The organism is Bradyrhizobium sp. HKCCYLRH3097, from assembly GCF_051167875.1.
In the GTDB taxonomy this organism is placed as follows: domain Bacteria; phylum Pseudomonadota; class Alphaproteobacteria; order Rhizobiales; family Xanthobacteraceae; genus Bradyrhizobium.
Genome location: NZ_JBNPTX010000014.1, coordinates 38,012 through 63,366, shown reverse-complemented (window position 1 = coordinate 63,366; position 25,355 = coordinate 38,012). Strand labels below are relative to the sequence as shown.

29 protein-coding genes are annotated in these 25,355 nt (G+C 65.4%); 18 read left to right on the top strand and 11 right to left on the bottom strand.

Features of this window, described 5'->3' with window-relative positions; all coding sequences use genetic code 11:
* Positions 1–193 precede the first annotated feature (193 nt).
* From ACQR0U_RS27680 to ACQR0U_RS27670, 3 genes are all read left to right on the top strand, one after another.
* On the top strand, positions 194–487 hold the full coding sequence (locus ACQR0U_RS27680; protein WP_315716194.1) for a hypothetical protein: 294 nt from the start codon (positions 194–196) through the stop codon (positions 485–487).
* A gap of 841 nt (positions 488–1,328) precedes the next feature.
* Positions 1,329–1,451 carry a hypothetical protein gene (locus tag ACQR0U_RS27675; protein ID WP_434844018.1) on the top strand — a complete coding sequence of 41 codons (123 nt, stop codon included), beginning with the start codon at positions 1,329–1,331 and terminating at the stop codon, positions 1,449–1,451.
* A gap of 297 nt (positions 1,452–1,748) precedes the next feature.
* Complete coding sequence (locus ACQR0U_RS27670; RefSeq protein ID WP_012045383.1) at positions 1,749–1,988, top strand: DUF6894 family protein; 240 nt, start codon at positions 1,749–1,751, stop codon at positions 1,986–1,988.
* 340 nt (positions 1,989–2,328) lie between these two features.
* On the opposite strand, the gene ACQR0U_RS27665 is transcribed toward ACQR0U_RS27670, so the two are convergent.
* Together ACQR0U_RS27665 and ACQR0U_RS27660 are read right to left on the bottom strand one after the other, a co-directional pair.
* Complete coding sequence (locus ACQR0U_RS27665; RefSeq protein WP_315828229.1) at positions 2,329–2,574, bottom strand: hypothetical protein; 246 nt, start codon at positions 2,572–2,574, stop codon at positions 2,329–2,331.
* Positions 2,575–2,694: 120 nt separating this feature from the next.
* Positions 2,695–2,991, bottom strand: coding sequence for a hypothetical protein (locus ACQR0U_RS27660; RefSeq protein WP_315716062.1), 297 nt, complete (start codon positions 2,989–2,991; stop codon positions 2,695–2,697).
* 260 nt (positions 2,992–3,251) lie between these two features.
* Here ACQR0U_RS27660 and ACQR0U_RS27655 point away from each other — a divergent pair, with 260 nt between their 5' ends.
* Positions 3,252–3,710, top strand: a complete 459-nt coding sequence (locus tag ACQR0U_RS27655; protein WP_409977944.1) for a PaaI family thioesterase — start codon at positions 3,252–3,254, stop codon at positions 3,708–3,710.
* Positions 3,711–3,854: 144 nt separating this feature from the next.
* Positions 3,855–4,106, top strand: coding sequence for a PilZ domain-containing protein (locus ACQR0U_RS27650; protein ID WP_315716061.1), 252 nt, complete (start codon positions 3,855–3,857; stop codon positions 4,104–4,106).
* A gap of 15 nt (positions 4,107–4,121) precedes the next feature.
* On the opposite strand, the gene ACQR0U_RS27645 is transcribed toward ACQR0U_RS27650, so the two are convergent.
* Both ACQR0U_RS27645 and ACQR0U_RS27640 read right to left on the bottom strand, forming a co-directional pair.
* Positions 4,122–6,146: a pyrroloquinoline quinone-dependent dehydrogenase gene (locus ACQR0U_RS27645; RefSeq protein WP_434872338.1), complete on the bottom strand. Its 2,025-nt coding sequence runs from the start codon at positions 6,144–6,146 to the stop codon at positions 4,122–4,124.
* A gap of 228 nt (positions 6,147–6,374) precedes the next feature.
* Positions 6,375–7,886 carry a caspase family protein gene (locus ACQR0U_RS27640; RefSeq protein WP_315753111.1) on the bottom strand — a complete coding sequence of 504 codons (1,512 nt, stop codon included), beginning with the start codon at positions 7,884–7,886 and terminating at the stop codon, positions 6,375–6,377.
* A 222-nt stretch (positions 7,887–8,108) separates the two neighbouring features.
* Between ACQR0U_RS27640 and ACQR0U_RS27635 the strand changes: the two genes are divergently transcribed.
* From ACQR0U_RS27635 to ACQR0U_RS27625, 3 genes are all read left to right on the top strand, one after another.
* Positions 8,109–8,531 carry a hypothetical protein gene (locus tag ACQR0U_RS27635; RefSeq protein WP_315753112.1) on the top strand — a complete coding sequence of 141 codons (423 nt, stop codon included), beginning with the start codon at positions 8,109–8,111 and terminating at the stop codon, positions 8,529–8,531.
* A gap of 208 nt (positions 8,532–8,739) precedes the next feature.
* Positions 8,740–9,786 carry an HD-GYP domain-containing protein gene (locus tag ACQR0U_RS27630; protein WP_315753113.1) on the top strand — a complete coding sequence of 349 codons (1,047 nt, stop codon included), beginning with the start codon at positions 8,740–8,742 and terminating at the stop codon, positions 9,784–9,786.
* 137 nt (positions 9,787–9,923) lie between these two features.
* Positions 9,924–11,159, top strand: a complete 1,236-nt coding sequence (locus tag ACQR0U_RS27625; protein WP_434872337.1) for a GNAT family N-acetyltransferase — start codon at positions 9,924–9,926, stop codon at positions 11,157–11,159.
* On the opposite strand, the gene ACQR0U_RS27620 is transcribed toward ACQR0U_RS27625, so the two are convergent.
* Both ACQR0U_RS27620 and ACQR0U_RS27615 read right to left on the bottom strand, forming a co-directional pair.
* Positions 11,137–11,802 carry a DsbA family oxidoreductase gene (locus ACQR0U_RS27620; protein WP_315716055.1) on the bottom strand — a complete coding sequence of 222 codons (666 nt, stop codon included), beginning with the start codon at positions 11,800–11,802 and terminating at the stop codon, positions 11,137–11,139. The genes ACQR0U_RS27625 and ACQR0U_RS27620 overlap by 23 nt on opposite strands.
* 66 nt (positions 11,803–11,868) lie before the next feature.
* Positions 11,869–12,687: a helix-turn-helix domain-containing protein gene (locus ACQR0U_RS27615; protein ID WP_315716054.1), complete on the bottom strand. Its 819-nt coding sequence runs from the start codon at positions 12,685–12,687 to the stop codon at positions 11,869–11,871.
* A gap of 100 nt (positions 12,688–12,787) precedes the next feature.
* Between ACQR0U_RS27615 and ACQR0U_RS27610 the strand changes: the two genes are divergently transcribed.
* The 3 genes from ACQR0U_RS27610 to ACQR0U_RS27600 all read left to right on the top strand — a co-directional run bounded on the left by ACQR0U_RS27610 (position 12,788) and on the right by ACQR0U_RS27600 (position 14,176).
* Positions 12,788–13,012, top strand: a complete 225-nt coding sequence (locus ACQR0U_RS27610; protein ID WP_315716053.1) for a hypothetical protein — start codon at positions 12,788–12,790, stop codon at positions 13,010–13,012.
* Between the two features lie 27 nt (positions 13,013–13,039).
* Positions 13,040–13,438, top strand: coding sequence for a hypothetical protein (locus ACQR0U_RS27605; protein ID WP_315828223.1), 399 nt, complete (start codon positions 13,040–13,042; stop codon positions 13,436–13,438).
* Between the two features lie 120 nt (positions 13,439–13,558).
* Positions 13,559–14,176 (top strand): class I SAM-dependent methyltransferase, encoded by a 618-nt coding sequence (locus ACQR0U_RS27600; protein ID WP_434844015.1) that lies wholly within the window; start codon positions 13,559–13,561, stop codon positions 14,174–14,176.
* 25 nt (positions 14,177–14,201) lie between these two features.
* On the opposite strand, the gene ACQR0U_RS27595 is transcribed toward ACQR0U_RS27600, so the two are convergent.
* Positions 14,202–14,867 (bottom strand): SET domain-containing protein, encoded by a 666-nt coding sequence (locus ACQR0U_RS27595; protein WP_316171174.1) that lies wholly within the window; start codon positions 14,865–14,867, stop codon positions 14,202–14,204.
* Positions 14,868–15,066: 199 nt separating this feature from the next.
* On the opposite strand from ACQR0U_RS27595, the gene ACQR0U_RS27590 reads away from it, so the two are divergent.
* On the top strand, positions 15,067–15,636 hold the full coding sequence (locus ACQR0U_RS27590; protein WP_434844045.1) for a hypothetical protein: 570 nt from the start codon (positions 15,067–15,069) through the stop codon (positions 15,634–15,636).
* Here ACQR0U_RS27590 and ACQR0U_RS27585 read toward each other — a convergent pair.
* Positions 15,633–15,938, bottom strand: a complete 306-nt coding sequence (locus ACQR0U_RS27585) for a hypothetical protein (protein ID WP_315753119.1) — start codon at positions 15,936–15,938, stop codon at positions 15,633–15,635. The genes ACQR0U_RS27590 and ACQR0U_RS27585 overlap by 4 nt on opposite strands.
* Before the next feature lie 45 nt (positions 15,939–15,983).
* Positions 15,984–16,700, bottom strand: coding sequence for a TetR/AcrR family transcriptional regulator (locus tag ACQR0U_RS27580; protein WP_315716048.1), 717 nt, complete (start codon positions 16,698–16,700; stop codon positions 15,984–15,986).
* 136 nt (positions 16,701–16,836) lie between these two features.
* Between ACQR0U_RS27580 and ACQR0U_RS27575 the strand changes: the two genes are divergently transcribed.
* The 5 genes from ACQR0U_RS27575 (at position 16,837) to ACQR0U_RS27555 (ending at position 21,656) form a co-directional block, all read left to right on the top strand.
* Positions 16,837–18,264, top strand: coding sequence for a carotenoid oxygenase family protein (locus ACQR0U_RS27575; protein ID WP_315753120.1), 1,428 nt, complete (start codon positions 16,837–16,839; stop codon positions 18,262–18,264).
* A gap of 117 nt (positions 18,265–18,381) precedes the next feature.
* Positions 18,382–18,966, top strand: coding sequence for a hypothetical protein (locus tag ACQR0U_RS27570; protein ID WP_315753121.1), 585 nt, complete (start codon positions 18,382–18,384; stop codon positions 18,964–18,966).
* 25 nt (positions 18,967–18,991) lie between these two features.
* Entirely contained in the window at positions 18,992–19,543 is a 552-nt protein-coding gene (locus ACQR0U_RS27565; RefSeq protein ID WP_315753122.1) for a septation protein IspZ, read from the top strand.
* 120 nt (positions 19,544–19,663) lie between these two features.
* Positions 19,664–19,960, top strand: a complete 297-nt coding sequence (locus ACQR0U_RS27560) for a hypothetical protein (RefSeq protein ID WP_315753123.1) — start codon at positions 19,664–19,666, stop codon at positions 19,958–19,960.
* Positions 19,961–21,137: 1,177 nt separating this feature from the next.
* Positions 21,138–21,656 carry a hypothetical protein gene (locus tag ACQR0U_RS27555; protein ID WP_315753124.1) on the top strand — a complete coding sequence of 173 codons (519 nt, stop codon included), beginning with the start codon at positions 21,138–21,140 and terminating at the stop codon, positions 21,654–21,656.
* Positions 21,657–21,786: 130 nt separating this feature from the next.
* Here ACQR0U_RS27555 and ACQR0U_RS27550 read toward each other — a convergent pair whose 3' ends face one another.
* Positions 21,787–22,467, bottom strand: a complete 681-nt coding sequence (locus tag ACQR0U_RS27550; protein WP_315753125.1) for a DUF429 domain-containing protein — start codon at positions 22,465–22,467, stop codon at positions 21,787–21,789.
* A gap of 419 nt (positions 22,468–22,886) precedes the next feature.
* The gene (locus ACQR0U_RS27545) at positions 22,887–24,542 is read right to left on the bottom strand and encodes a fumarate hydratase (protein WP_315753126.1); all 1,656 of its coding nucleotides are present in this window, start codon (positions 24,540–24,542) and stop codon (positions 22,887–22,889) included.
* A gap of 116 nt (positions 24,543–24,658) precedes the next feature.
* Here ACQR0U_RS27545 and ACQR0U_RS27540 point away from each other — a divergent pair, with 116 nt between their 5' ends.
* Complete coding sequence (locus ACQR0U_RS27540; protein ID WP_315753127.1) at positions 24,659–25,342, top strand: alpha/beta fold hydrolase; 684 nt, start codon at positions 24,659–24,661, stop codon at positions 25,340–25,342.
* Positions 25,343–25,355 lie beyond the last annotated feature (13 nt).

Genomic DNA, 25,355 nt, shown 5'->3' with positions numbered 1-25,355 from the left:
CATCTCCCGCACCAGCGGCAGACGCCGACCCAACTATAAATTGTTATTGTCGTCTCGGCCGTGTCCCATCATCCTGCTGGTCCTTCTCTGTGAGCCTCGCAGACTGCTTCCAATTTTCGGAACCAGCATGACCGGATCCAACAACGAACAGACCCTCACGCTGTGGCGCCCTGTCGGCCCAAAGGAGCTTGCCTTGATCGAGGCGTCGGGCATGCGTGCGTTTCCGCCGCGCCTTCCGGAGCAGCCGATCTTCTACCCGGTGCTGACCGAGGACTATGCCGTGAAGATCGCACGGGACTGGAACGTGCCGGCGAGCGGCGCCGGCCACGTGCTGCGCTTTGCGATCCTGCGAGGCTTCATCGACACCTACGAGGTGCGCGAGGCCGGCGGCCGCAAGCATCGCGAGTACTGGATTCCCAGCGAAGACCTCGCCGACTTCAACGCCGCAATCGTTGGACCGATCGTGCTTGTCAGGTCTTTTCCTTGAAACTACCAACTCCTACACGCGTGCGTAGATCGCACATTCCGTGGTTCTCCTGAGAGGAACGAAGTTCCATCGCCTCTTCTGCTTTTGTTCGGCTCGTCGTGCGTGCAGGCGCACGATTTCGATGCAGACGCGCAGCCGCGCGCAAGCGGCGGCCGGCCATCAGGTTCCGCATCACGTGGCGTGCAAGCACTCGACGGCCACCATATGACGGACGACAGATGAAGCGACGAACCTCGGACGCCCCCGTGTCGGACCCTGCCCAAGGATGCGTTAGCGCGCCATTGGCGCGGCTCCTCATGCCGGCCCGAGGAATGGCCCGGAAAAAACCCGCGTGATCCGCATCACGCGCGCCGGCGCTCACGACATCTTCAAGCCACAAACCATTGTCATAAACTTTGGGTTGCGTTATAGAATCGTGGTTGTCGTACGTCTGAGCAGATTTTTGATCAGCCCCGGATTTGTTTGTTCGTTGCGATGATGGTCGCCGCACATCCTCTAGTGTATCGCCTTTGGTGTGCCGTCGACCGATCCCTTGCAGCCTGCCAGCTCCGACACTTGCAGGCTCCGTCACACGTAGGCGCACGGCCCTGAAACCATCCGCGCCGAAAGAAAGCCCCGGACGACGTCCGGGGCTTTCGACGTTGATAGCTCCGCTCGGGATGCATCTCCCTCCGTCATTGTCGTGATGTCGGGGAACGGATCGCGTGCGTTGCGCTTCATATTGGCGATGACAACAAATGACGTGACGTGCCCGTCCTGCAGGGCCGGCCTTCAAAGGATCGAGCTTCACTCGCAGCAAGACGCCGCGGGAGAGAGGCGTTGTCCGGCCTGCGATGAACTCTTGGAGATGGTCGACGGCGCGACGCAGATCGCCTACCGACTGACAGTCGTGCCGGAACGGATCTTCGACCACAGCCAGGTGCGCGCCCCACGGCGGCCGATCGAGATTGCAACCTTGATCTGACGCAAGGCACGCCTACAGATTTCGCACTAATTTAATCGTGTCACTGCCGAACTGCCCTCGCTGGGAAGCTACGACGTTGACGCCGAGCCTCGGACCGCAGCGGTCCGAGGCTCATTCGTTGGCCCGCGATTCGTCCGGTTGCGCCGCACATCACCAACGGCAATCAGCCTAACCGAAGCGATCAGCGCGACCGACCGTATTTTACCGGAATTGATCCGAGTGGGTTTTGCGCTTCCATTTGTGGTGCGTACATCAAACCCAGCGGCCTGGGGCGGTCAGGGCTCACCGGTTTTGGCAATGCCGCTCTATTTCTTTCGTATCCGCAACGGCCACTTCTCAGGCGCGTCCGAGTATGGGACCGAGTGCGCCGACCGCAATGCAGCCTGGAAAGAGATGACCACCGTCTGTGCCGACATGGCCAGCAGCATCTCGCGCAAGCTCGCCGAAAACTCCGAATGGCAGATGGAGCTGCTCGACGAGGCAAGGCAGCCGGTCTTCCGCATCCGGATCGTCGCCGAGTCGCTGGATCAGGCCTGACGGCTCGCCACACCTCTTGTGGATCGTCGCAGGCGAAAAATGCAACCCAAGATTGTAGTCAACGAGGTTGACTTGCGCGTCATTTCGGCAGCCGAACTTGATCGAGATCAAAATGCCTGTCTGCATCTTGGCAGACATTTAAATTTGTATGGGTAATCTGATCTTCAAATGTCCGCGAACGGGGATGAACGTGCAGCATTGGCTGGAAGAGCCGAAGCCGGGCGATCCCACGTGCTCCTATGAAACCGTGGTCTGCAAGGCCTGCACGCGGCTTCATTTCATCAATCGGGATACACGCAAGCTTCTTGGCGAAAAGGAATGAGGCGCTCGCGGCAATCGTTCAATCGGCGCTGGGAAGCCGCCGCATCGTGAACTCGATGGCCCCATCGGGAAGCTCGCGCCAGCTTTCGACGGCGCTCATGTAGCCAGCCTTGGGATAGCGGGTCAGATAGTCGCGGGCCTTGGCGCGCGCTTGCTCGCGCGGCAGCGTGAACGTGTCGCGAACGTAGCCGTCGCGAGCCCCCACGGCGCCCTTCTGGCGCCGGGCCGCCATCCGGCTGGCAATGTCCCGGGGGCGCATCCCCATCGACGAACTCCAACGCGCTGCCACACCGTCAATATAGACGGGGCCGCGAGGAATCCGAGTCCGCAATCGGCAAACGGGCCCCGAAGGGTCAGAGCCCGCCCGACCCGAGCGCGATAAATCTCAGTTGGTGCTGCCGACAGCCTTCGGCTTCTTGGCCGCGGTGGTCTTCATGGCAGGCGCCGCCTTGGGCTGCTCCGCCGCCCGGACGTTGCCCCAGGGATCGGTGCTCGTCTTGGCGTCCGGAATCTTGCGCATGGTGTCCCTGTAGGCCTGCTCCCGCGCCGCTTCGGCCTCTTTCTCCTCGGGCGACTTGGAGGGACCGTCGGCGAGAAGGTTGATGTTGGGCATCTGCGCCATTGCGGGCACCGCCCAGCCGGCCAGCACGGCGACCGCCATCGTCACGATCAGCTTCTTCATTGGTTACTCCCCGGTATAGGCGCCTTATACCATCGCTTCGCCATGCGCCAAGCCCGCGGCACTGTGCCGGAACGGTGGAGCGCAGGTCGGGATGTTCACGGCCGCATCGTCTGCGCGCGCCTGCCGTCTGTTCCACGGCGTGCCATCATCATAGTTTTCCAACTCCGGCCTTTTCAAGCCGCCGCTCTGCGGCAACATTCCGGCGGCTCCGCCGATCGCGGCGAGGCAAGTCGATGCCGAGACACGTCGATGACACGATCATGGAAGGACCTCCGCGCGTGCCGAACGAGACCCTGAACTTCACCACCGACGACGCGAGGCGCATCCTCGATGACGTGTTCGCGCCCTGGATCAAGGATCTTGGCTTGATCGTCGAGGACATCGCGCCGTCTCCGCAGGGCGAAGCCGGCGCCATCCTGCGCATGCCGTTTTCGCCGCGGCTCTGCCGCGACAATGGCGTCGTCTGCGGCCAGGCGCTGATGGCTTTTGCCGATACCGCGATGGTGATCGGGATGGTCACCGCCAGCGGCGGCTACCGGCCGATGACCACTGTCGACCAGACCACGCATTTCATGCGCGCCATTGCCTCCGCCGACGTGATGGCCGATGCGCGCGTGGTGCGGATGGGCCGCACCATGAGCTTCGGCCGGGTCACACTGACCAGCGCCGGCGATGGCAAGCCAGTGGCCATGGTGTCGAGCGCCTTCGCGATGCTCTGATCCGCGGCCTGGCCGGGTTAACGAAACGTGAAGGCGAGGGCCCGGGCTTCGCACGCCGGATTCATCTGATCGAAACGCGAGCCTGATTTATTTTAGGTGCTTTTGACGCGAAAGGTGACGCCGTCCGGCACCGGAATACAGGCCATGAGCGAGACGAGTGACAAGCGCATTGCACCGAGGCATCGGGTGCTGAAGCAGGGCAGGCTGGCATTCGACGGCGGCGGCGCGGTCGATTGCATGGTCCGCAACATGTCCGACACCGGCGCCAGGGTCGAGGTGGTCAGTCCGGTCGGTCTGCCCGAAGCCTTCACGCTGGTGATCCCGGCCGACAAATTCACGCGGCGCTGCCACGCAGTCTGGAGCCACGACAAGCGGATCGGCGTGGCATTCGACTGATAGCGGCGCGGCGGGCTAGACCCACCGCAGGCGCCATCGCCACAACGCCACCAACAGGCCGGCCAGCACCCCGGCCGCGAGCAGGGAGCCGGCGGCGAACCGTCCGCCCGGACGATCAATCGTCCGTGACCACAGCGAGGGCCCTTCGCCATCGCGCGCCAGCCGAAACGCCACGACGCTGTCGCCGAGCGACGTTCCCGCCTCCGAATGGCCGCCGGCTGCGGTCACCACGAATTGCTCGCCCTTCCATTCATAGGTCATCGGATTGGCGACGCCCGGCGCGGGCAACCGGCCCTGCCAGAGCTCCTGACCTGAGACAGCATCAAAGGCGCGCAGATAGGCGTCCATTGCGCCGGTGAAGACGAGGCCGCCGGCTGTGACCACGACGCCGTTGACGAGCGGCGTGCCCCATTTGAACGCCAGCCCGAGCGGTGCGCGATCCTCGGTGGTGCCGACGGTCGAGCGCCACAGGATCTTGCCGGCCTTGAGATCGACCGCGACCATTTCGCCCCATGGCGGCCGGTTGCACAACAGGCCGAGCTTGGACATGGCGACCACCCGCATCACCGCGAACGGCGACCCGCGCTGCAGCCCGACATCGACACCACGCGGCGGCGTCATCCCGTCAGCTTCCGCACGCGGGATCAGCCGGACGATGTGGATGGCACGGCTGACATTGGCGTAGAGGATCTGATGGACGGGATCGAACGCCGCCCCGCCCCAGTTCACGCCGCCGCCGGTCATCGGAAACAGCAACGTGCCCTGGATCGTGGGCGGCGTGTACAAACCCTCATTGCGCAATGGCGCGAGCTGATCGTCGCAGGAGGAATCCAGGACGCCCGGCACGGCCCTGAAAATATCATCCGCTGCGAAGCGCTGATCGAGCAGCGGCGGCACATGGGTCGGGAATGGCTGCGTCGCCGATAGAACCTCACCCTCGGCGGCGCCTTGCGGCACTGCGCGCTCCTCCACCGGCCAGACCGGCGCGCCGGTGTCGCGGTCGAGCACGAACACGAAGCCCTGCTTGGTCGGCTGCATGACGACGTCACGCGCCCCCTGCCCGGCATCGATTCGGGCCAACGTCGGCTGCGCCGGCAGATCGTAATCCCAGACGTCGTGGTGCGTGGTCTGAAACGACCAGGCCAGTTCGCCGCTTTCAATCCGCAAAGCGACCACGGAATCGGCATGCCGGTTGTCACCCGGACGCGCACCGCCGAAGAAATCCGGACTGGGCGACGAGGTCGGAAGGAAGACGAGGCCGCGCGTCTCGTCGACCGACATCGGCGCCCAGACGTTCGCATGTCCCGCCGCGATGCCGTCATGGATCAACGGATCGAAACTCCAACGCAGCGCGCCGGTGCGCGCATCGAAACCGCGGACCGTGCCTTTGGGCGCATCGACCCGCACATTGTCGCCGATCGATGAGCCGACCACCACGACACCCCCGCCCACCACCGGCGCCGAGGTGATCTGGAACTCGCCCGGCCATAGCAGATCCTTGGAAATGTCGATCCGCGCTTCGCCGTCCGATCCAAAGCCGGCGCAGGGCTGTCCCGTTTGCGCGTCGAGGGCGATCAGGCGAGCATCGACCGTGCCCATGAACAGCCTGCTGCGGCATGCCGCGCCGGCCGGCGCCCGCTCGTCCACCCAATGGGCAACGCCGCGGCAGGCATAGCGATTGGCCGGGCGCCGCCCGTCACCGACCTTGGGATCGAAACGCCAGCGCTGCACGCCGGTGCCGGGATCGAGCGCGACCACCTCATTGAACGGCGTGCAGAACACCAGGCTGTCCTCGACCAGGATCGGCGTCGCCTCGAACTTGGTCCGCAAGGCTGCCGCGGGCGGCCGGCTCTGCAGATCCCCGGTGTGATAGTCCCAGGCAGGCACCAGCCGATCGACATTGGAAGGCGTGATCTGCGCCAGCGGCGAGAACCGCGTTCCACCGGCATCGCCGCCCCAGTGCTGCCAGCCAAGGGCCGGCACGACCGTCAACTGGCTCCCGACGAGGACCGCGCAAACACCTGCTCGACGCAATGACATGACCCTTCCCTCCCGCAGACTGCATCCGAAGCGACGCACCGGGACGATGAAAGCAGCCTTCGCGGGCGGATCGAGCAGGATGGGACGGGCGGCGGCATCCGCGGGACGAGTGGTGAGGAGCGATGACGAATGGCAGAACCGAGAGGATGACCCCAACGAACGTCCCCCGCCAAACATCAGTGGCCGCCCTTGCGGGCGGCCACATCGATGCGCAGACGTCAGCCAGCTTCAGTAGCCATAGCCGCGCCGTGTCGGATAGTTCTGAGGTGCCCGCCCATAGCCACCGCCATAGCCGCCGCCGATGCCGATCCCGATACTGACCGGCGGCGCCACGCGCACCGGCGGTCCATAATACGCGCGCGGCGGAGGCGGTGGCGCGTAGACGACGACATCGTCGTCAGGGTCGCGTCGGGGCGTGCGGCCGGCGCGCTTGGGAGGGTCCTCGTCGCGCTTCCTCGCCGGCTTCTCTTCGACCCGCTTCGGCGTCTCAGACTTCCGAGCCGGCGGAGGCGTCTGCGAGCATGGGCAGGTCGGGCCTGCCGCGGCTACGGCCGGCACGACCGGCAGGGTTGCCGAAGCGGCGGCCGGGATCGCCGCATTGGCGGCCGCCACCACCGGCGTCACCACGGGCCGGTTGCGCAGGCGCTCGATCAGCTTGCGCGCGGTCGGGGTCAGGTCGCTGTTCGGATAGCGGTCGAGAAAGCCCTGATAGGACGCCACCGTATTGATCAGCACCGCCTCGTTCCAGGCTGCCATCCTGTTGTGGAGGTCGAGCCATTCGCGCGCCTGCGGGCCATAGGGCGGCGCGGTGTAGAGCGTCACGAAGGCCTCATACGCCTCGACGCTGCCGTCGCCGACGATGATTTCGTTGGCGGCCTCGATCGGCTTGCCCTCCAGGCTGCGCTTCCATTCGTCGACGCTGCGCTTGGCGACGACCGGCCGCGGGCCGGCATTGGCAGCGCCTCCATCCGCCGACCCGACGAAGCGAAAATCCTCCGTCAAGGACGACGAATCCCACGGCGTCTGCCGGCCCTCGGTGACCTTGTTCACCGCAACGCGCACGCGCTTGAACGCCTGCTCGATGGGAAGGCCCGGCTCCCGCGCCGCCTGCAGCAGTGCCGTGGTATAGGGGCTGTTGGCGCCGGTGCCATCCTCGGCTTCCGCGCCGGGCGAGGTCGAGTAGGACAGGAAGGTGCCCGGCGCTCCCGTCTTTGTGTCGACCAGCGCAAGGCCACGGCCCGCGTTCTGGCTGATGGCGGGAAACGGATTGTTGCGGCAGGCATCGAGCAGCAGGATTCGCATCCGGCTCGGCACCGAATTGAGCGTGTTCAGGAGATCGTTGAGACGCACGGCCTGCAGCGGAATGTCGGCTTCACGTCGCGGATCGACGTCCACGGGTACGAGATAGTTCTCGCCGTCGATCTGCAGTCCGTGGCCGGCATAGAACACCAGCGCCACCGTGTCGGGTCCCTTGGCCGCGATCTTGGCGGCGAAGTCGCCGACCTCCCTGTTGAGGTCCCGCTGCGACAGATCGGCGGCGGTCGTCACGTCGAACCCCGCTTCACCCAGCATCTTCGCCATTGCCTTGGCATCGTTGGCGGGATTCGGCAGCGGCGTCACCGAACGATAGGCCGACTGCCCGATCACCAGCGCCAGCCTGCTGCTTTCAGCCAATGCGGGAGCAAGGCCGGCAAACAGGCCGCCGGCGAGCAATGCAGCCCTGAGAGCGTGCCGAAACATGGGATATCCAATCTGCTCATGGCGTGCCTGTTGGTCGAGCCGGTTCGCGGCCCGGTTCATCCCGACGAGCACAATCCGGTGAGCACGATGCCGGACGGCCGGCGCCGTTCGCGCGCGCATGACTGCCGCCGGCCGCGACCGGACATCGTTGCTGCACGAGTTTCCCGCAGCAATGCCGCGATCTCTCGCTAGCGTGCGCGCCGCAATGGGGGACGATGCGGCATGCGGCGGATTGCGTCACGCGTGGGGCTGCTCGCGGGGCTGCTCTCGGCCCTGCTCCTGATCGGCTGCGCCGCCGACAGCAATGCGCGCCTGCCGGCCTTCATGCGGGCCAAGGCGCCCGAGCCGCCGCAGCCCGAAGCCGCGCCAGATGTCGCGCTTCTCGTGCGCAAGAATCTCGACATGATCTTCGTCGCAACGACGCTGCCACGTGATGTCGAGGCCACATCCGCCCGACATGCCGATGCCGGCGATACATGGACCGCCTGCGTGCGGGCTCAGATCATATCCGCCAGTGGAACCGCGCTCCGGCGCCAGACCTATCGGCTCTTGATCAGGCACAACGAGATCATCGACCGGCGGCGCGCGGCGGCCGGCGACGACTGTGTTTCTGAAGATTACAAAGCCGTCCTGCCGACGAAGTAATTCCCTGCGAAGGCGAGTTGGATCCGCCACGTCGGCTGGAACTCGTCCTGTCGGTGGGCGTGCAGGAACGGGCTACCGCACCGGTCGCCGATTGTTAGTTCTTAGCTAACGCAAATCCGCAACCGCACAGCGAACGAATGGCTCAAATTTAACAATTCCTGCGGAACATCGCGGCCTAAACGCGGAATGACCCTGGACCTGGTTTTCCATGAACGTTCACCTCGTCGGCGATGACACGGCCAAGCTCGCTATGCTTCGCAGCATGCTGGCCGAACGCTGCTCGCTCACATCTGAACTGATCGGTGATGCCGACTTCAAAGGCGGCGACATCGACGCGATCGTCGTGGCCGCCGATCTGCGCCACGTCGACAACATCACCGCATTGAAGGAGATCTCGGAGCGGCTCTCGCGTATTCCGCGGCGGATCTTCCTGACCAACAACAAATCCCGTCTGTCGACGGTCCAGGCCTATGCGCTCGGTGCGACAAGTGTATTGTCGAGCACGCCGAGCCGCAATCAGTTGCTCGGAAAGCTGCTCGATGTGCGTCCCGGTTCTGCGGCCAAGAGCATCGCGGTCGACGACCGACAGGCCGCATTTGCCGGCGCGTCCTGCATCGCCTCGATGTTTGCAGCCGTGCTGGGCGGTGCAGCGATCGATGTCGAGGAGACCCGGCGGGCGGGCAAGCGGATCGCCGACTGTATAGCGGAAAACGGTCTGTCCGATTGGCTTGCCACCGTTCGCCGCCATCACGAAGGCACCTATCAACACTGCCTGCTCGTGACCGGCATCACCGTGGATTTCGGCTTGAGCCTTGGCGTCCACAGTTCGGATCTGGAGCGTCTCTACATGGCCGCGATGTTCCACGACATCGGCAAGGCCAAGATCCCGCTCACCATTCTCGACAAGCCGGGCCGGCTCGACGTCAAGGAACGCACGCTGGTGGAAACCCATCCGGTGGCCGGTTACGATGCACTGAAGGACAACGCAGCGATCACCGACGAAGTGCTGAAGGCGGTGCGCAACCATCACGAATTTCTCGACGGCAGCGGCTATCCCGATGGGCTGATGGCCGACAGCATCCCGGACCTGACGCGCATCCTCACCATCTCCGACATCTTCTCGGCGCTGATCGAATACCGCAGCTACAAGCCGGTGATGACGCGCGAGAAGGCCTACGAGATCCTCCAGGGGATGGAGGGCAAGCTCGAGAAGCCGCTGATCGGCGCCTTCCGCGAGGTGGCGCTGATCCGCTGACCGCATCAGGCGACGTGCTGAACCGGCCGTTAACGCATCGATTCGAATTGTCTGCCAACGGCAAGTGTCTCTTGTCAGCTTTGCGCTAGTGTCGCCTGCGGTGTGGGTTGTCCGCGCCGCGAGGGGACCATCGGGACGTGGCCGAGATCATCGATCGCGCGATTGCGACTGCTTCATCGACGGCAAGGAACCAGCAGGCCGGTCCGCTCGAACACGTGCGCGCCGCTGACCTGGTGCCGCTCGAGACCGTTTCACCGCAGGCATGGCAGGATCTGGCGGAGCATGCGCGCGAGCCGAACGGCTATTACCTGCCCGGTTGGGAGCGCGCGGTGAACGCAACGGCGCGCGGCCGCACCGGAACATCGGCGCTGTGCGCATGGGATGACGATCGGCCCTCGCGTCTCATCGGCCTGATGCCCACGACCTCCCTATGGCATGCCTGCAGGCTTCCCCTGCCCGCGCTCGCCAGCGGCCATCCCTACGGCACGCTGTGCACGCCGCTGCTCGACAGAAGGAGCGCGGAGCGGGCTGCGGCGCAACTGCTCGACGCTGCGCGACGAACAGGCGCGCGCGCCCTGCTGCTGCGAGACATGTCGCTGGCAGGCTCCGTGATGCAGGCGTTCGAGGCGGCGCTTCGTCGCGTGGATCTGCGCCCGCGCGTGCTGCAATCCTATGACCGGGCCCTGCTCGATGCGAGCGGGGACGCCGACACGGTGCTGCATGATGCGCTCGGCGCCAAAAAGCTGAAGGAGTTGCGCCGCCTGCGTCATCGGCTGGCCGAGCATGGCGACGTCCGCTTCGAGGTCGCGCGCTCTCCCGGCGACGTTTCCACTGCGCTGGAGACTTTTCTGGTGTTGGAGGCGAGCGGTTGGAAGGGGCGTCGCGGCACTGCGCTGATCCAGCACGACGGCGACGCGGCGTTCATCCGACGCGCTGCACCGGCGCTGGCACAGCACGAGGCCTGCGAGATCATCAGCCTCATCGCGGGCGACACCACCGTCGCCGCAGGCGTCGTATTACGGCATCAGGATCGCGCCTTTTTCTTCAAGCTCGGCGTCGACGAGCGCTTCGCGAAATACTCGCCCGGTGTCCAGCTGACGCTCGACCTGACGCGGCACCTTTGCGCGGATCCGAAGATCAACGCCGCCGACTCCACCGCCGGTCCCGACCATCCCATGATCAACCCGATCTGGCGCGAGCGCCTCGCCATCGGCGACGTGATTATCCCGCTCTATACGCGCGATCCGGTCGTCGAGCTTATTCACGGCGCATTGACTGCGCGACGCGAAGGCCTCGCCATGGCACGCCGCGCCGTGCACGCGGTCCGCGCCATCCGAAAGCGCCGGCCGACTACTCAGCCGCCTCGGCGTTGACCTCCGCCGACACCTGCCGGATGGCGCGCGCCAGCATCTGCGGATCCTGCGCGCCGGAGACGGCGTATTTCTGCGCGAAGACGTAGGTCGGCACTCCGGAGATGCCCTTCTCTGCGGCCTCCTGCGCCTGGGCCGAGACCAGCGCCACATCCTCGTCGGTCGCCAGCATCTTGCGGACCACCTCGGCATCGAGCCCGCACTCCGCTGCGGCCTGTACCAGCACCTCGACATCGGTCAGATCGCCGCCGTCGCGGAAATACAACTCCATCAGCCGCTGCTTCATCTCGGGCGCCTTGCCGATCTCGCCGGCCCAGCGGATCAGGCGATGACAATCGATCGTGTTGGGCTGACGGGCGACACGATCGGGATGATAGCTCAGCCCCTCCTGCTCCGCGGCCGCGACCACGCGGCCTGCGATGCCCTTGTAGGCCTCGACCGATCCGAACTTGGTCGTGAGGTACTGCTCGCGGCTGATGCCCTCGCGCGGCACCCAGGGATTGAGGAAGAACGGCCGAAAGTTCACCTCGACCGGCACGTCAGGCACGAGCTTCAGCGCCTCCTCGATGCGCTTCTTGCCGATGTAGCACCAGGGACAGACGACATCGGAGACGACATCGATGATCAGCGGCTTCAAGGTGCTCATGCGCGTGCCTCCAGGTTCCCATGGCTGCGCCCAAGATAAACCCACGCACGGCCAACACAAGCGGGGTCACGGCGAGGTAACCATCTCCTTCAGTCTGAGCGCGGTGAGCTCATCGGCCGGAAAGAAGGTCTCCAACGCCAGCTCCGACAGCGTGATATCGACCGGCGTGCCGAACACCATCGTCGTCGAGAAGAAGCTCAGCACATCATCGCCGACCCGAAGCCGCAACGGGATCGCGACGCTGTCGGCCGCGAGCGGCGCCGATCGCGCGGGGATCGGATAGGACTTCAGCTCCTCATAAAGCTTGAGCAAGCCGGCATCGGCGGTTGCCTCGCATTGCCGGTGCAGTCTCTCCAGCAGATGGCCGGCCCATTCGGCAAGGTTCACCGTCCGCGCCGCCAACCCCTCCGGATGCAGCGCCACGCGCAGCACATTCAGGGGCGGCGCAAGCAGCCGCTCGGAGACACCTGACAGCAGCGGCGCGATCATCCGGTTCGCCGCGACCAGGTTCCAGTGCCGGTCGATCGCGAGCGCAGGGTTGGGCTCGTGGGCCTTGAGCACGAGGTTCATCGCCTCGCGCGCTTGCTTGAGCGCCGGATCATCCAGCGGGCGCTGCTGGAAGGCGGGCGCGTAGCCAGCCGCCACCAGCAGAACGTTGCGTTCGCGCAGGGGCACGTCCAGTCGCTCCGCCAGTTTGAGGACCATGTCGCGCGACGGCGCGGCGCGGCCGGTTTCCACGAAGCTCAGATGGCGCGCCGAGATCTCGGCATCGAGCGCGAGATCGAGCTGGGACAGATGCCGCCGCTGCCGCCATTGCCGCAGGTGCTCGCCGACATGAACGGGTCTGGCGCGGTCGGCGCGCGCCGAAGCAAGCTGTGCATTCATGAGCCAAGACCTAACACGCTGACGTCAGCACCTCCATGACCTGCCAGGTAATCGAAATGCCTCCCGGCGCAGGTCATCGTCCTCACCACAGGAGATGACGATGAGCAGGCAGCGCAATCTCGAGACCCTTCCCTTCACCGCCGCCAGCCAATGGCTGGCGGGTCTCGCGACATCGCTGCTGGCGCGCTCGCTCAACATGCCGGAACCGCTGCTGTACGTCACGGGCAGCCTCGTCTTTGCACAGGTGTACGCGATCGAGACGAGAGCAGCGCGCTCGCTGCGCCCGGCGCGCCTGCGCCGTCAGCTCCTGGCCTGGTTCCGTTGAACCGCCCCCAACCGAAGGAGACCCGACATGATCACCTCGTCCGCCCTGCTCCGCCGCGCTCTGCTCGCCGATGCCGCCTTCAGCGGCGTTGCCGGGCTCGCGCTCACCTTCGGCGCCTCGCCGCTGGCGGCGCTGCTGCAACTGCCCGACGCGCTGCTGCGCGAGACCGGCCTGTTCCTGGTCGTCTACGCGAGCTTCGTCGGCTGGCTGGGCTGGCGGCCGGTGGCGCCGAGGCCGCTGATCGTCCTGGTCATCGGCGGCAATGCGGCGTGGACGGTCGGCAGCATCGCACTGCTGTTTTCGGGCCTGGTCGCACCGAACGTGCTCGGCGAGATCTTCGTCGCAGTGCAGGCGCTGGGCACCGGCCTATTCGCCGAATTGCAGTATATGGGCTTGCGCCGGAGCACCGCCGCGGTCACGGCCTGACCGGTGGTGAGCGCCGGGCTTCATGATCGAGCGGCCCGGCGCTCACGGCCAAACCGATATTTGGACATGCGCGGCGAGCGCATCTTCTGCATAATCGGAGATCGACGGGAGATCGTAGCGATGCAGCCTCAGGTGATCGGAACGGAGGGCTACGCCACCGAGGCCGAAGATCTCTTCGTGCGCTACGAGAGCATCCCGTCGGAACAGGTTCATGCCGCCGTGCTCCATCTGCTGCCCAACGCGCCCGCGCGCGTGCTCGACATCGGCGCGGGCACGGGCCGCGACGCCGCCTGGTTCGCGGGCCTTGGACATCAGGTGGTGGCCGTCGAGCCGACCGAAGCACTGCGCGTCGGCGCCATGCAACTGCATGCCTCGCCGGCGATCACCTGGATCGACGACAGCCTTCCGGAGCTCGCCGCACTGGCCGCTCGTGGCGAGCAGTTCGACCTCGTCATGCTGACCGCCGTCCTGATGCATCTCGATGAGGCACAGCGGCGACGCGCGCTTCCCAACATCGCGGTGCGGATTGCTCCCGGCGGACTGCTGATCATGACGTTGCGGCATGGTCCGGTGCCGCCGGGCCGCCGGATGTTCGAGATCGCGGCCGAGACGATCGTCGAGCCCGCGCGGCAGCTCGGGCTGACGCTCAAGCTCAACCGGCACGGCGAGTCGCTCGGCGCGGAGAACCGGGCGGCCGGCGTCACCTGGACGACGCTGGCCTTCGGGAAGCCGTCCTGAGAGATCCGGACACGAGCCGATCGGATCAGGCCGCCTTGGCGCGGCTGGTCTGCGTCTTCGCCGGGGTGGATTTGGTCCTGCCACGATTGCCGGCAGCCGGCCGCCGGGTCTTGGCTTTGCCGCGAGCCGCCTCGCCCGATTGGGCTCTGGCCTTGGGCCGCTGCTTGGCCTTGTCCTTGACGAGCTTCCCGGCCTTTTTCTTCGCCTTCTTCTCGGCCTTGCGCACGTCCTTCGCCTTCACCTGCGCCCGCTCGGCGCGCGCCTCGGCCTTCTTCTTGGCCCGCTTCTTCTCGCAGGCGTCGCATTTGCAGCCGATCGGCTTCAGATAGGCTTTGAAGTAGTCCGTGCCGTAGTCGTAGTTGATCTCCTCGCCGGGCTCGATGTTCTTGATGGCCCGGATGAAGATCTTCTTCTTGCGCGGCTTGACGTCGGACTCGGCGTTCGGCTTGCAGGAATGATTGATGTAGCGGGCGACGTTCTCTCGGATCGAGCCGTCGATGGTCCAGCGCTTGTCGAGCTCGAACAGATATTTGTTCTCGATCGCGTCCTCGTCCGCCTTCTTCGAATCCAAGAGCGGACCGAAATAGCGGATGATCTTGGTACCCTTCTTGATCGGCTGGGTGGCGAACAGACCAAGCCCCGTCTTGGAGCGGCCGATGCGATAGGGTTTGGATTGCGGAATGACAGGCATGAGTGATGAGAAGACATGGACCTCGCGAGGCCGCCGTTCTAGGATAAATTCGCGACGATGTCAGGTGTTTCCCGCCGCCGTTTCGCGCCGTCCCCAGTTTGCAGCGTCCTGCGCAGGACGAATTCCGGTCATCAGGGGCCCTCGCATGTCCGAATTCCTCCCACATCGCGTCGTGGCGCGACGAATCAGTGTCGCATTGATGCTCTGCACGGCGTGGATCGGACAGGCGGCTGCAGAGACCATCGCCAGCGCCTATACATCGGCCGCCGCCAAGGACTGCCGCACCATCGGCGGCAAGCAGGAGGATGACAGCTCGACTCAGACCTGCCCTGGCAAGGACGGCCTGATCCTGCTCGTCAACGAAGGCGATCTTCGCCAGACCGTGTCTGTGGGGCGCAATGTCCGCGCGGCCGCCAAGGAGCCGGCTGCTCAGACCTGGTTCGGACCGTTCAACTCCGCCGGCAACGCTGTCGAATGGAGGCTGGCTGACGGCAAGCCGTTCGCGATCATCCAGCGCTGGCAGATCGCCGACAACGACGATCAAGGCAGCAAGGGGCCGAAGGACAAGCCGATGCTGGTGGTGACCCGGCTGCCGCCCGGACCAGTGTGTCATGTCGCCTATGTCGACGCTGCCGCCAACTCCAATGCCAACGAGCTGGCGCGGCAGGCGGCTGACCAGACGGCGCGAGGCTTTGCCTGCGGCAAGGACAGGGTGAAGATCGTCGGCACGCGCGGCCGGGCCGTCGATCTGGCGTTGCCGCCCAATTAGCGCGCCGACTTCCGTCCGGACTTTGCGGTCTTGCGCACGGCGGATGTGCGCCTGCTCGCCGTCTTCGATGCGCCCTTCCCGGTCTTCGATTTCGCCGCCCGCTTGCGGCCGCTGGTCTTGGTCTTTGCCGCCTTCGTGGCCGCGACGCGCATATTGTCGACCAGGTTGGGATAGCGCCGCCCGGCCCGACGGGCGCGCGCCTTGGCCGCCGCCTTTTCGGCCGGGGTGAGACGGGTGGAGGCCTTGCCGGCGCGCTTGCGCGGATTGGCCTTGCTCCAGGGAGCGCGTGGGGTTCGTGCCATGCGTTGCCAACGCACGATCCCCCACCCGGTTTCCGGTGCGTCGAACTACGCGCCCGGCGGCAGCTTCGGCACGGTGGCCCGGAGCATCGCCTCCAGCAGCGATTCGGCCGTGGTGCCCGGTGGCGAACGGCGCAGAATGTCGGCAAGGCGGCCGTCGAGCAGCAGCATCGTGTAGCCATGCACCAGCGACCAGGCGCGGGCGATTGCCGCCGACTGATCGAGCGACAACTCCTCGTCGCCGACCGGGCCTTCGCTGCGCGCGGCGACCGATCCCGCGAGTCCGGCAAACGAGGCTTCCGCGGCCTCGTGCAGCGAAGGGCGCGAATAATCCAGACGCTCGGTGCGGAACATCAGTCCGTACATGCCGGGATTGGCCTGCGCGTAGGCGACATAGGCGCGGGCCCGCGCCATCGCCCGCTCGATCGGCGTGCCGGGCTGCTCGCCGGCCGCTTTCATCGCCGCATTGAACCGCGTGAAGCCGATCGCCGCGAGCTCGCTGACCAGCCCGGTGAGATCGCCGAAATGATGCGTCGGCGCCGCATGCGACACGCCGGCCTCGCGCGCCACCGCGCGCAAGGTGAGTCCGGCCAGCCCGTCGCGCTCCAGCACGCGCTCGGCCGCTTCGAGTAGCGCATCGCGCAGCGCGCCGTGATGATAGGGCGCCGCCGGCTCGCCCGCGCTCACCGCGCGGCGCGACCGCGTCCGGGCCACCGCCGTAGCCGTCCGGTGCCTGCTCAGTCTTGCCTGTTCGATCTTCGTCATGCCTCTCCTTATACAAGCAATTTTGACAGCGTAAAGATTAGCCTTGACCTGCAGGCGCTCGGCCGGTAGCCTTATCTTTACATCGTAAAGATAAAGCCGGATCCAAGGGGAAGGAAGCGCCATGAATGGACAGTCGATGAACGGACCGTTGCACGACACAGCCCGCCAGCGCCCCACACCGCGCGACAACATCGCGCCGATCCCGTTCGAATGCGACGCGCCGTTCCTGAAAGTCACCGGCGAACTGCCACGTGAGCTGAACGGCACGCTCTATCGCAACGGCCCCAATCCGCAATTCGACTCGCCGGGTTCGCACTGGTTCGTCGGCGACGGCATGCTGCACGCGTTCCATCTGGAGAACGGCCGCGCGTCCTATCGCAACCGCTGGATCCGCACCCCGAAATTCGAGGCCGAGCGCCGCGCGGGGCGCGCGCTGTTCGGCGGCTTCGGCCGCAGGCTGCCGGACGCGCCAGCCGAGGTCACCGATGGCGGCGTTGCCAACACCAACATCATCGCCCATGCCGGCCGCCTGCTCGCGCTCGAAGAGGCGCATCTGCCGACCGAGATCGAGCCCGGCACGCTCGCCACCCGCGGCTATCACGATTTCGGCGGCCGCCTGCGCGGCGCCTTCACCGCGCATCCGAAGACCGATCCGGTCACCGGCGAATTGCTGTTCTTCGGCTACAACGCCGCCGGTCCGCTGACGCCAGCGCTGTCCTACGGCACGGTCGATGCGGCCGGCAAGCTGACGCGTCTCAATCGTTTCGAGGCGCCCTATGCCAGCATGGTGCACGACTTCATCGTCACGGCCAATCACGTGCTGTTTCCAATCCTGCCGCTCACCGGCAGCATCGAGCGCGCAATGTCCGGCAAGCCGCCTTATGCCTGGGAGCCCGACAAGGGCGCCTATGTCGGTGTGATGAAGCGCAGCGGCGACATCAAGGACATCGTCTGGTTTCGCGGTGACGCCTGCTACGTCTTCCACATCATGAATGCCTGGGAGGACGGCAGCCGGATCATTGCCGACGTCATGCAGTTCGAGGAAGCGCCGCTGTTTCCGCATCCCGACGGACGTCCGACCGATCCGGCCAAGTCGGTCGCGCGGCTGTGCCGCTGGAGCTTCGATCTCGCCGGCAACACCGACCGTTTCACCCAGAGCTATCTCGACGACCTCACCGGTGAATTCCCCCGCATCGACGACCGCCGCGCCGGGCTCAAGAGCGGCCATGGCTGGTACGCCTGCGCCAATCCGGACGGCCCGCTGTTCGGGGCGCTGTCCGGCCTCGTCCATGTCGACGGCGCCGGCACGCGCCACGCGACGCATCTGCTGCCCGCCGGCGACACCCTGTCCGAGCCGGTATTCGTGCCGCGCAGCCGCGATGCCGCCGAGGGCGACGGCTGGCTGCTGACCGTGGTCTGGCGTGCCGGCTCCAACACCAGCGACCTCGCCGTGTTCAACGCCACCGACATCGGCGGCGGTCCGGTGGCCCTGGTTCATCTCGGCCACCGCGTGCCCGATGGCTTCCACGGCAATTGGGTCGGCGCAAACGAAGCAAGTCATTGATAAAGCTTAGCTAAATATGTTGCTTCACAAAATTTTGACATTGTCAAGATTTGCTTGACCCGGTTCCGCCGGGATCCTACTAATCTTGGCAGTGTAAAGATTGGCCGGGCGAGCTCTATGACGATCTTCCTCATCCTTGCGCCCTACGGCGTCTACGCGGCGCTGATGATGGTGGTCTCGGCCACGCTCAGCCTGGCCGTGGCCACGGCGATGTGCCTGATCGTTGTCGCGGTCGACGTCGTCAAGGGACGCTCGATCAAGATTCTCGGCCTGGGCTCGGCGATCGTGTTCGCAAGCATAGCCGCCTACCTCGGCCTCATCGATCCGACCCTCAGCGCATCCGCGGTGCGTCTTGCGGTCGACTGCGGCATTTTCGCGCTGTCGCTCGGCTCGATGCTGCTGCGCGCGCCGTTCACGCTGCAATATGCGCTCGAGGCCGTACCGCCGGAAACCGCGGCGATTCCGGGCTTCCTGCGCGCCAATTACGTCATCACCGGCGCCTGGACCGTATCGGCGCTGCTGATGATCGTCGGCAACCTGATGACGCTCTACGTGCCGGGCCTGCCCTATTGGACCGGCCTCGCCATCGCCTTTGCCGCCCGCAATAGTGCACTTTATTTCACGCGCTGGTATCCTGACTACCGCCGAACAAAGGACGTGGCAGCGCAGACTGCCGCCGCAATGTCCGGCCAAGATTCGTGACCGGGGTCTGCTGCAGGAGACGTGCGTGAAAATCGTGTTTGCCAAGCTGATTGCCGACTTCCTGTCGGCCGCGGTGTTCTTCATCCTGTACATCGCAACCGATGATGTCGTGCTGGCCACCGCCGCCGCGGTCGCCGTCGCCGTGGTGCAGGTGGTCTGGGCGCGCATCAGGGGCGTGAACCTCAGCTTCATGGCCTATGCCAGCGTCGGCCTCGTCATCGTGCTCGGCGGCGTGACGCTGCTGACCAATGACCCCCGCTTCATGTTCGCCAAGCCCGCGATCGGCCATTTCGCCATCGGGCTGATCATGCTCAAGCGCGGCTGGATGCTGCGCTACGTGCCGCCGATCGTGTCGGAGACCATTCCGGAATACGTCACCATCGCCGGCTATGCCTGGGCGGCGCTGATGTTCGCGCTCGGTCTCGGCACGATCGCGGTCGCCATGACCGGCGACATCAAGCTGTGGGTGCTCTACATCACCGTGGTCGCGGGCGGCGCCAAGGTCGCGGCCTTCGCGCTGCAGTTCATGGCCTTCCGCTTCGTGGTCGCCAACCGCCTCAGGGCGGCGCGGGCCTGATCGCTGCATCCGATCGCCGCAATGGGCTTACGCGCAAAGATGCGCTATAGGGGCGGCCGAACGCATCCTCGAGGTCGTTGCCTCGAGGTCCGCAAAATCGCAATGCCAGGAGAACGATCGATGGCTGTGGACGGCAACTGGAATCTGACCTTGAACACGCCCATGGGCGAGCGCAGCGCGACCCTGAGCCTGAAGAGCTCGGGCGCGACGCTGACGGGGACCCAGGCCGCGGAAGGCGATTCCGCCGAGATCTTCGACGGCACCGTCAACGGCGACGACGTCGCCTGGAAGGTCTCGATCACCAGCCCGATGCCGCTGACGCTGGATTTCAAGGGCAAGGTCGCCGGCGACACCATCTCCGGCGAGATGGGCATCGGCTTCATGGGCAGCTTCCCGTTCACCGGCGCGCGGGGCTGATCACCGTTCTGAAGGGTGGGTAAAGGCACGCCACGCCGCTGCCGCTTCGTGGCGGCCCCACGCGCGCCGTGCCCACCATTAGCTCCGCAGTGCGCCAATCGACAGTGGGCATGCACCCGCCCCACGGGCGGACGCTTTGCCCACCCTGCGGCAGCGTTTGTCCGGCTCGTTCCGCTTCACATCTCAAACAGCCCGGACAAGCGGACGCAGCCTCGCGGCTGATAAGGCCCGAGTGATGCATCGGCATGTCCCTCGCCAAATGCAGAGGGCGCAGGGAAGGCCAGGCGTCGGCTGACGCCTGCGGCCCGCCTGCGAAAGAAATGCAGGCGGCAGGTACCACAGGTGCAGCCGGAAACGCCCGGCCTTCCCTGCGCGATGGCTTCACGCTTATACGCAGTCTCCCTGGTGCGCCGGCTTGTTGGCCACCATGATCCGCGCGATGCGCTCAGCACCGCACGAACGTGACACCAGCTTCGGGGTGTCAGGACGCTGCGACTTCGCGTCCGCGCCAAGCCGTTCGTCCGCGTATCCGAAGACACGCTGCGGCTCCATCGCGGCCATCGCCTCCCCGCCTCGCGTGTCGTGACGATCGCGCGCAACGCCCCTCCGCAGTGAGGCGGGATGGCGAGATAAAATCACGATTTCGGAAAAATCACAAGCGATTTATTTTTTTTAGAACCTTCCCCCTGGAAATCGGATCGAACATTGGCCTATGGCCCGTCAGGGAAGCCGCGCCCCCTCATTGAGGTCCGACCAGCGGAACGGTGCGCACTTGTTTGTATTTCGACCCCTGGCAGGCATCGAAGCCATCAACCGTGAGGCGGGGACTTCCTATATCCATCGCTACGGCTGCCGCAATGGCTCAAGCGGTCATCGTTGCGGTCGCGATCGGAATCTGATTGGATCACCTAACTCACATTCGAGCTAGGAATTGGGTAATCATAGTCCAACCTGCTTCATTGGAACTACAATGAGATATCTCTTACTTCTTTCGGTACTACTTTCCGGTACCGCCGCGGCAGAGGCCGCTCCGCAATCGAGTTGCGCAGCCAAGTTTATCGGTGACTGGCGACACTCAGGCAGTGGCAACAGAGGTACGCTACTCCCTGACGGCAGAGCATTGTGCAGCGAACACCCGGCTTGTGTCCAGGGTACGTGGACCTGCTCGGGAAACGTATTGACCTATACGAACAGCGCGGGGACATGGAACTACACGCTCGAGCCGGACGGAAAGTCCATGTCCACGAATGGCGGGGCCGCTACCGCTGTCCGCATCGGAGCGGTACCGGCAAACGCTCGTTCCCGGGATCTTGGCTCTGCAGCGAAGAATGTGACCGCTGACATTCTCGGCGTGGACAGAACGCAGCCGAATCCGGCAGCAACTCCCATTACCAAGCCCGTTGCCGAGCCACCATCAAGCGTAGTTCGACCGGCGCGGACAGTCAGTTCGGCCCTACAATCAGATCCAAGCCAGTGCGTGGTAGAGAAGGCGTGGCCGAAAGCTCCTGGGGTCAACTGGTACAGCCTGAAGAACAGCTGCAAGCGGCGGGTGACGTTGGATTATGACGACTGCGACCTGAATCTCAGCACGAACATGGTTCAGTGCTCAACAAAGACGCTCCCTCTTGCACCACGCAGCGAATTCGGCCCGGTGCCCAACCACAAGCACCCGCTCAACGCACGCGATTTCCGCTAGCAGCATCTCGAAACTCGACGGCCTAGCCCTATGCAGGGATAAGCGGAAACCCGTCCGTTGATCGCTTACCCCATGTACGCCAGCCCTCCACGCTGAAGCAGATGTGGGACAAACTTGGCCGGGCCGCGCCTCAAAACCAGATCTGCATCGGCACGCCATGCGCGTCGCGCGGCGCAGCTTCTTCCGGTACGCAGCCCGCGCAGTCGCGAGCGGCCAGCGCGACCGCGCAGGCGTCGAGGACGTCGTCGGGCTTGGCACCGGTGCCGATGCGGGCGCGAGTCATCCAGTCGTCGATGGCGGCGAAGCCTGCAGAAACTAACAAGTCGCGCCGCAGCCTGGCGCCATGATCCGTCTTCTTCGACGGCAACGGCGCGCCGTGGAGGCGAAGGAACACTAGCTCGGGATGCACCTCGCGAATGTCGCGATCGAGATGCGCGCGCACGAAGGCGTCGACCTCCATGATCTTTCGGCCGAGATGCCAGAGCTGGCGCGAGGCGCGCGTCTGCCCGCGCCGCGACGCCTCGATATTGGCCTCATCTGGGTCCTTGTAGTTCTCCCACAGCCAGCGCCGCGCGCCGGTGAACACGCGCGAGCGATGCGGCGCGAGTTTGTCGCGCGCGAGCTTGTCGCAGGTTCTGTTGCCGCCGTCGGTCATGCCGATGGGGATGTCGATCGCGGCGCGGGTAAAAGGAGCCGATAGTGCCGTCGAAACGTCGGCGGGAAAGGCGATGTCGCGCCGGTCGCCTGCAATCGACACCGCGACCCAGCCGCGGGAGAAGCCGTCGAGACCGATGATGCGGTTGGCGTGCATTACATCAGACTACCAGTTGCTTCGTTCAGCATCGTGCTCCTCTTGCCACGAACGCACGCTGAGTCCCACGGTAGTCGGAGCCGAGCTGGCCCCACAACAGCAGTGAGCTCCCCTCCCCCTTGCGGGGAGGGGTCGGGGGTGGGGGTCTCCGGGCGCTGAACGCTATGGGCGCGCACACACATCAACCACCAAACTATCGAGAGAGCGAGGTCGCATCGCGCTGCGTTTCCTCGCCCATCAGATAGAGCGCGACTCGTGGACCCCCACCCCCAACCCCTCCCCGCAAGGGGGAGGGGAGCGCACCGTCGGCGTGCGAATTCGGTTGCCACGCTACGCGCTCAGGCGAGATGGGCCTCCCCCATACACCAACGGGCGGGATCGCTCCCGGCCGCCGCAACAAACATCACGCCCGGCTCACCTCAGCCGAGGTTCAGCTCCTTGAAGAAGTCGTTGCCCTTGTCGTCGATGATGATGAAGGCCGGGAAGTCCACCACTTCGATGCGCCAGATGGCCTCCATGCCGAGCTCGGGATATTCGACGACCTCGACCTTCTTGATGCAGTGCTCGGCGAGGTTGGCCGCGGCGCCGCCGATCGAGCCGAGATAGAAGCCGCCGTGCTTCTTGCAGGCCTCGCGCACCGCCGGCGCGCGGTTGCCCTTGGCGACCATCACCATCGAGCCGCCGGCCGCCTGAAACTGGTCGACGAAGGAATCCATGCGGCCCGCGGTGGTCGGGCCGAACGCGCCGGAGGCGTAGCCGTCCGGGGTCTTGGCGGGGCCGGCGTAGTAGACCGGATGGTTCTTGAAGTAGTCCGGCAGCGGCTCGCCGCGGTCGAGACGCTCGCGCAGCTTGGCATGCGCGGCATCGCGCGCGACGATCATGGTGCCGGTCAGCGACAGCCGGGTCTTGATCGGGTTCTTCGACAGAGTGGCAAGGATGTCCTTCATCGGCTGGTTCAAGTCGATTTTCACGACCTCTCCGCCAAGCGCCTGCTCGACCTCCGGCAGATACTGCGCCGGATGATGCTCGAGCTCCTCGAGATAGACGCCGTCCCTGGTGATCTTGCCGAGCACCTGGCGGTCGGCCGAGCACGACACGCCGAGACCGATCGGCAACGACGCGCCGTGGCGCGGCATGCGGATGACGCGGACGTCATGGCAAAAGTACTTGCCGCCGAACTGCGCGCCGACGCCGAGCGACTGCGTCATCTTGTGGATTTCCTGCTCCATCTCGAGATCGCGGAAGGCATTGCCATCCGGGGAGCCCTGGGTCGGCAGCGCGTCGAGATAACGCGCAGACGCCAGCTTCACCGTCTTCATGCACAGCTCGGCCGAGGTGCCGCCGATCACGATGGCGAGGTGATAAGGCGGGCACGCCGCGGTGCCCAGCGTCAGGATCTTCTCCTTCAGGAACGCCAGCAGCCGGTCCTTGGTGAGCACCGAGGGCGTCGCCTGGAACAGAAAACTCTTGTTGGCCGAGCCGCCGCCCTTGGCCATGAACATGAACTTGTAGGCGTCCTCGCCCTCGGCATAGATCTCGGTCTGCGCCGGCATGTTGTTGGCGGTGTTCTTCTCCTCGTACATCGACAGCGGTGCGACCTGTGAGTAGCGCAGGTTCCGGCGCAAGTAGGCGTCGCGCGCGCCTTGCGACAGCGCCGCCTCGTCGTCGCCATCGGTGATGACGTTGCAGCCCTTCTTGCCCATGATGATCGCGGTGCCGGTATCCTGGCACATCGGCAGCACGCCGCCGGCGGAGATGTTGGCGTTCTTCAGGAAGTCGAGCGCGACGAACTTGTCGTTCGGGCTGGCCTCCGGATCCTCCAGGATGCTGCGCAGCTGCTTCAGATGGCCGGGACGCAGAAAGTGGTTGATCTCGCCGAACGCGGCTTCCGACAAGGTCCGCAGCGCCTCCCGCGACACCACCAGCATGTCGCGGCCCAAGACCTTCTCAACCCGCACGCCGTCGGTGGTGATCTTCTTGTAGGGCGTGGTGTCCGGCCCGAGCGGAAACAGCGGCGTGTGCTTGTAGGGCGGGACGGGCTTGGACTGGTCGGGAAAGGCGGTGGGCGCGTTCATGGCGAGCTCGTGGGGTTCTAGAAATGGCCGCCCAAAGCGGTCTTGACAGGTCTGATACGCTACCCGTCTGAAGCCTTGCAAGACATGTCTCGGCACAGCGGCAGAGGGGTACGATCATGGCAAGTTTTGTCCTGATTCCAGGAGGTTGGCACGGCGGCTGGATGTACGCTGCGCTCTCGGCCAGGCTCCAGCAGGCCGGCCATGACGCCTATGCGGTGACCTTGAGTGGATTGGAGCAGACACCGGCCCGCGCCGCCCATGCCGTCAATCTCGACACCCACATCGCTGACGTCATTGACCTGCTGACGATCGAGGACCTGTCCGAGGTCATCCTGTGCGCGCACAGCTATGGCGGCATGGTCGCGACCGGCGTCGCCGACCGCGTGCCGGAAAGGCTCGCCGCACTGATCTATCTCGATGCCTTCGCACCCGAGAACGGCCAGTCATGGTGGGATCTCGCCGGTGACGCGTATCGCCGGTTCGTGATCGAACGTGCCGGGCATGACGGGCTGACGGCGCTGCCGCGCGAAGGCTCCGATCCGCGCCGCCGGCCGCATCCGCTCGGGACCTTCATCCAGGCCCTGAAGCTCCACAGTCCGGCGCCGGCGGCTCTGCAGCGCACCTTCGTCTACGCCAGCGGATGGAGCGCGACGCCGTTCACCGCGCAATATGAGCGGCTGCGCAACGATCCCGCGTGGCGCGTGCACGCATTTGCGTGCGGGCACGATGTCGTGCAGCACGCACCCGACGAGACGTTCGACCTGCTGATCGAGACGGCCCGCGAGGTCGCCGCAACATGACGCCGCGACCGGC

Coding starts and splice junctions, on each gene's coding strand:
- ACQR0U_RS27670 (WP_012045383.1), top strand. CDS start 1,749: ATGCCGCTCTATTTCTTTCGTATCCGCAACGGCCACTTCTCAGGCGCG.
- ACQR0U_RS27665 (WP_315828229.1), bottom strand. CDS start 2,574: ATGGGGATGCGCCCCCGGGACATTGCCAGCCGGATGGCGGCCCGGCGC.
- ACQR0U_RS27660 (WP_315716062.1), bottom strand. CDS start 2,991: ATGAAGAAGCTGATCGTGACGATGGCGGTCGCCGTGCTGGCCGGCTGG.
- ACQR0U_RS27655 (WP_409977944.1), top strand. CDS start 3,252: ATGGAAGGACCTCCGCGCGTGCCGAACGAGACCCTGAACTTCACCACC.
- ACQR0U_RS27650 (WP_315716061.1), top strand. CDS start 3,855: ATGAGCGAGACGAGTGACAAGCGCATTGCACCGAGGCATCGGGTGCTG.
- ACQR0U_RS27645 (WP_434872338.1), bottom strand. CDS start 6,146: ATGTCATTGCGTCGAGCAGGTGTTTGCGCGGTCCTCGTCGGGAGCCAG.
- ACQR0U_RS27640 (WP_315753111.1), bottom strand. CDS start 7,886: ATGTTTCGGCACGCTCTCAGGGCTGCATTGCTCGCCGGCGGCCTGTTT.
- ACQR0U_RS27635 (WP_315753112.1), top strand. CDS start 8,109: ATGCGGCGGATTGCGTCACGCGTGGGGCTGCTCGCGGGGCTGCTCTCG.
- ACQR0U_RS27630 (WP_315753113.1), top strand. CDS start 8,740: ATGAACGTTCACCTCGTCGGCGATGACACGGCCAAGCTCGCTATGCTT.
- ACQR0U_RS27620 (WP_315716055.1), bottom strand. CDS start 11,802: ATGAGCACCTTGAAGCCGCTGATCATCGATGTCGTCTCCGATGTCGTC.
- ACQR0U_RS27615 (WP_315716054.1), bottom strand. CDS start 12,687: ATGAATGCACAGCTTGCTTCGGCGCGCGCCGACCGCGCCAGACCCGTT.
- ACQR0U_RS27610 (WP_315716053.1), top strand. CDS start 12,788: ATGAGCAGGCAGCGCAATCTCGAGACCCTTCCCTTCACCGCCGCCAGC.
- ACQR0U_RS27605 (WP_315828223.1), top strand. CDS start 13,040: ATGATCACCTCGTCCGCCCTGCTCCGCCGCGCTCTGCTCGCCGATGCC.
- ACQR0U_RS27600 (WP_434844015.1), top strand. CDS start 13,559: ATGCAGCCTCAGGTGATCGGAACGGAGGGCTACGCCACCGAGGCCGAA.
- ACQR0U_RS27595 (WP_316171174.1), bottom strand. CDS start 14,867: ATGCCTGTCATTCCGCAATCCAAACCCTATCGCATCGGCCGCTCCAAG.
- ACQR0U_RS27590 (WP_434844045.1), top strand. CDS start 15,067: ATGCTCTGCACGGCGTGGATCGGACAGGCGGCTGCAGAGACCATCGCC.
- ACQR0U_RS27585 (WP_315753119.1), bottom strand. CDS start 15,938: ATGGCACGAACCCCACGCGCTCCCTGGAGCAAGGCCAATCCGCGCAAG.
- ACQR0U_RS27580 (WP_315716048.1), bottom strand. CDS start 16,700: ATGACGAAGATCGAACAGGCAAGACTGAGCAGGCACCGGACGGCTACG.
- ACQR0U_RS27575 (WP_315753120.1), top strand. CDS start 16,837: ATGAACGGACCGTTGCACGACACAGCCCGCCAGCGCCCCACACCGCGC.
- ACQR0U_RS27570 (WP_315753121.1), top strand. CDS start 18,382: ATGACGATCTTCCTCATCCTTGCGCCCTACGGCGTCTACGCGGCGCTG.
- ACQR0U_RS27560 (WP_315753123.1), top strand. CDS start 19,664: ATGGCTGTGGACGGCAACTGGAATCTGACCTTGAACACGCCCATGGGC.
- ACQR0U_RS27550 (WP_315753125.1), bottom strand. CDS start 22,467: ATGCACGCCAACCGCATCATCGGTCTCGACGGCTTCTCCCGCGGCTGG.
- ACQR0U_RS27545 (WP_315753126.1), bottom strand. CDS start 24,542: ATGAACGCGCCCACCGCCTTTCCCGACCAGTCCAAGCCCGTCCCGCCC.
- ACQR0U_RS27540 (WP_315753127.1), top strand. CDS start 24,659: ATGGCAAGTTTTGTCCTGATTCCAGGAGGTTGGCACGGCGGCTGGATG.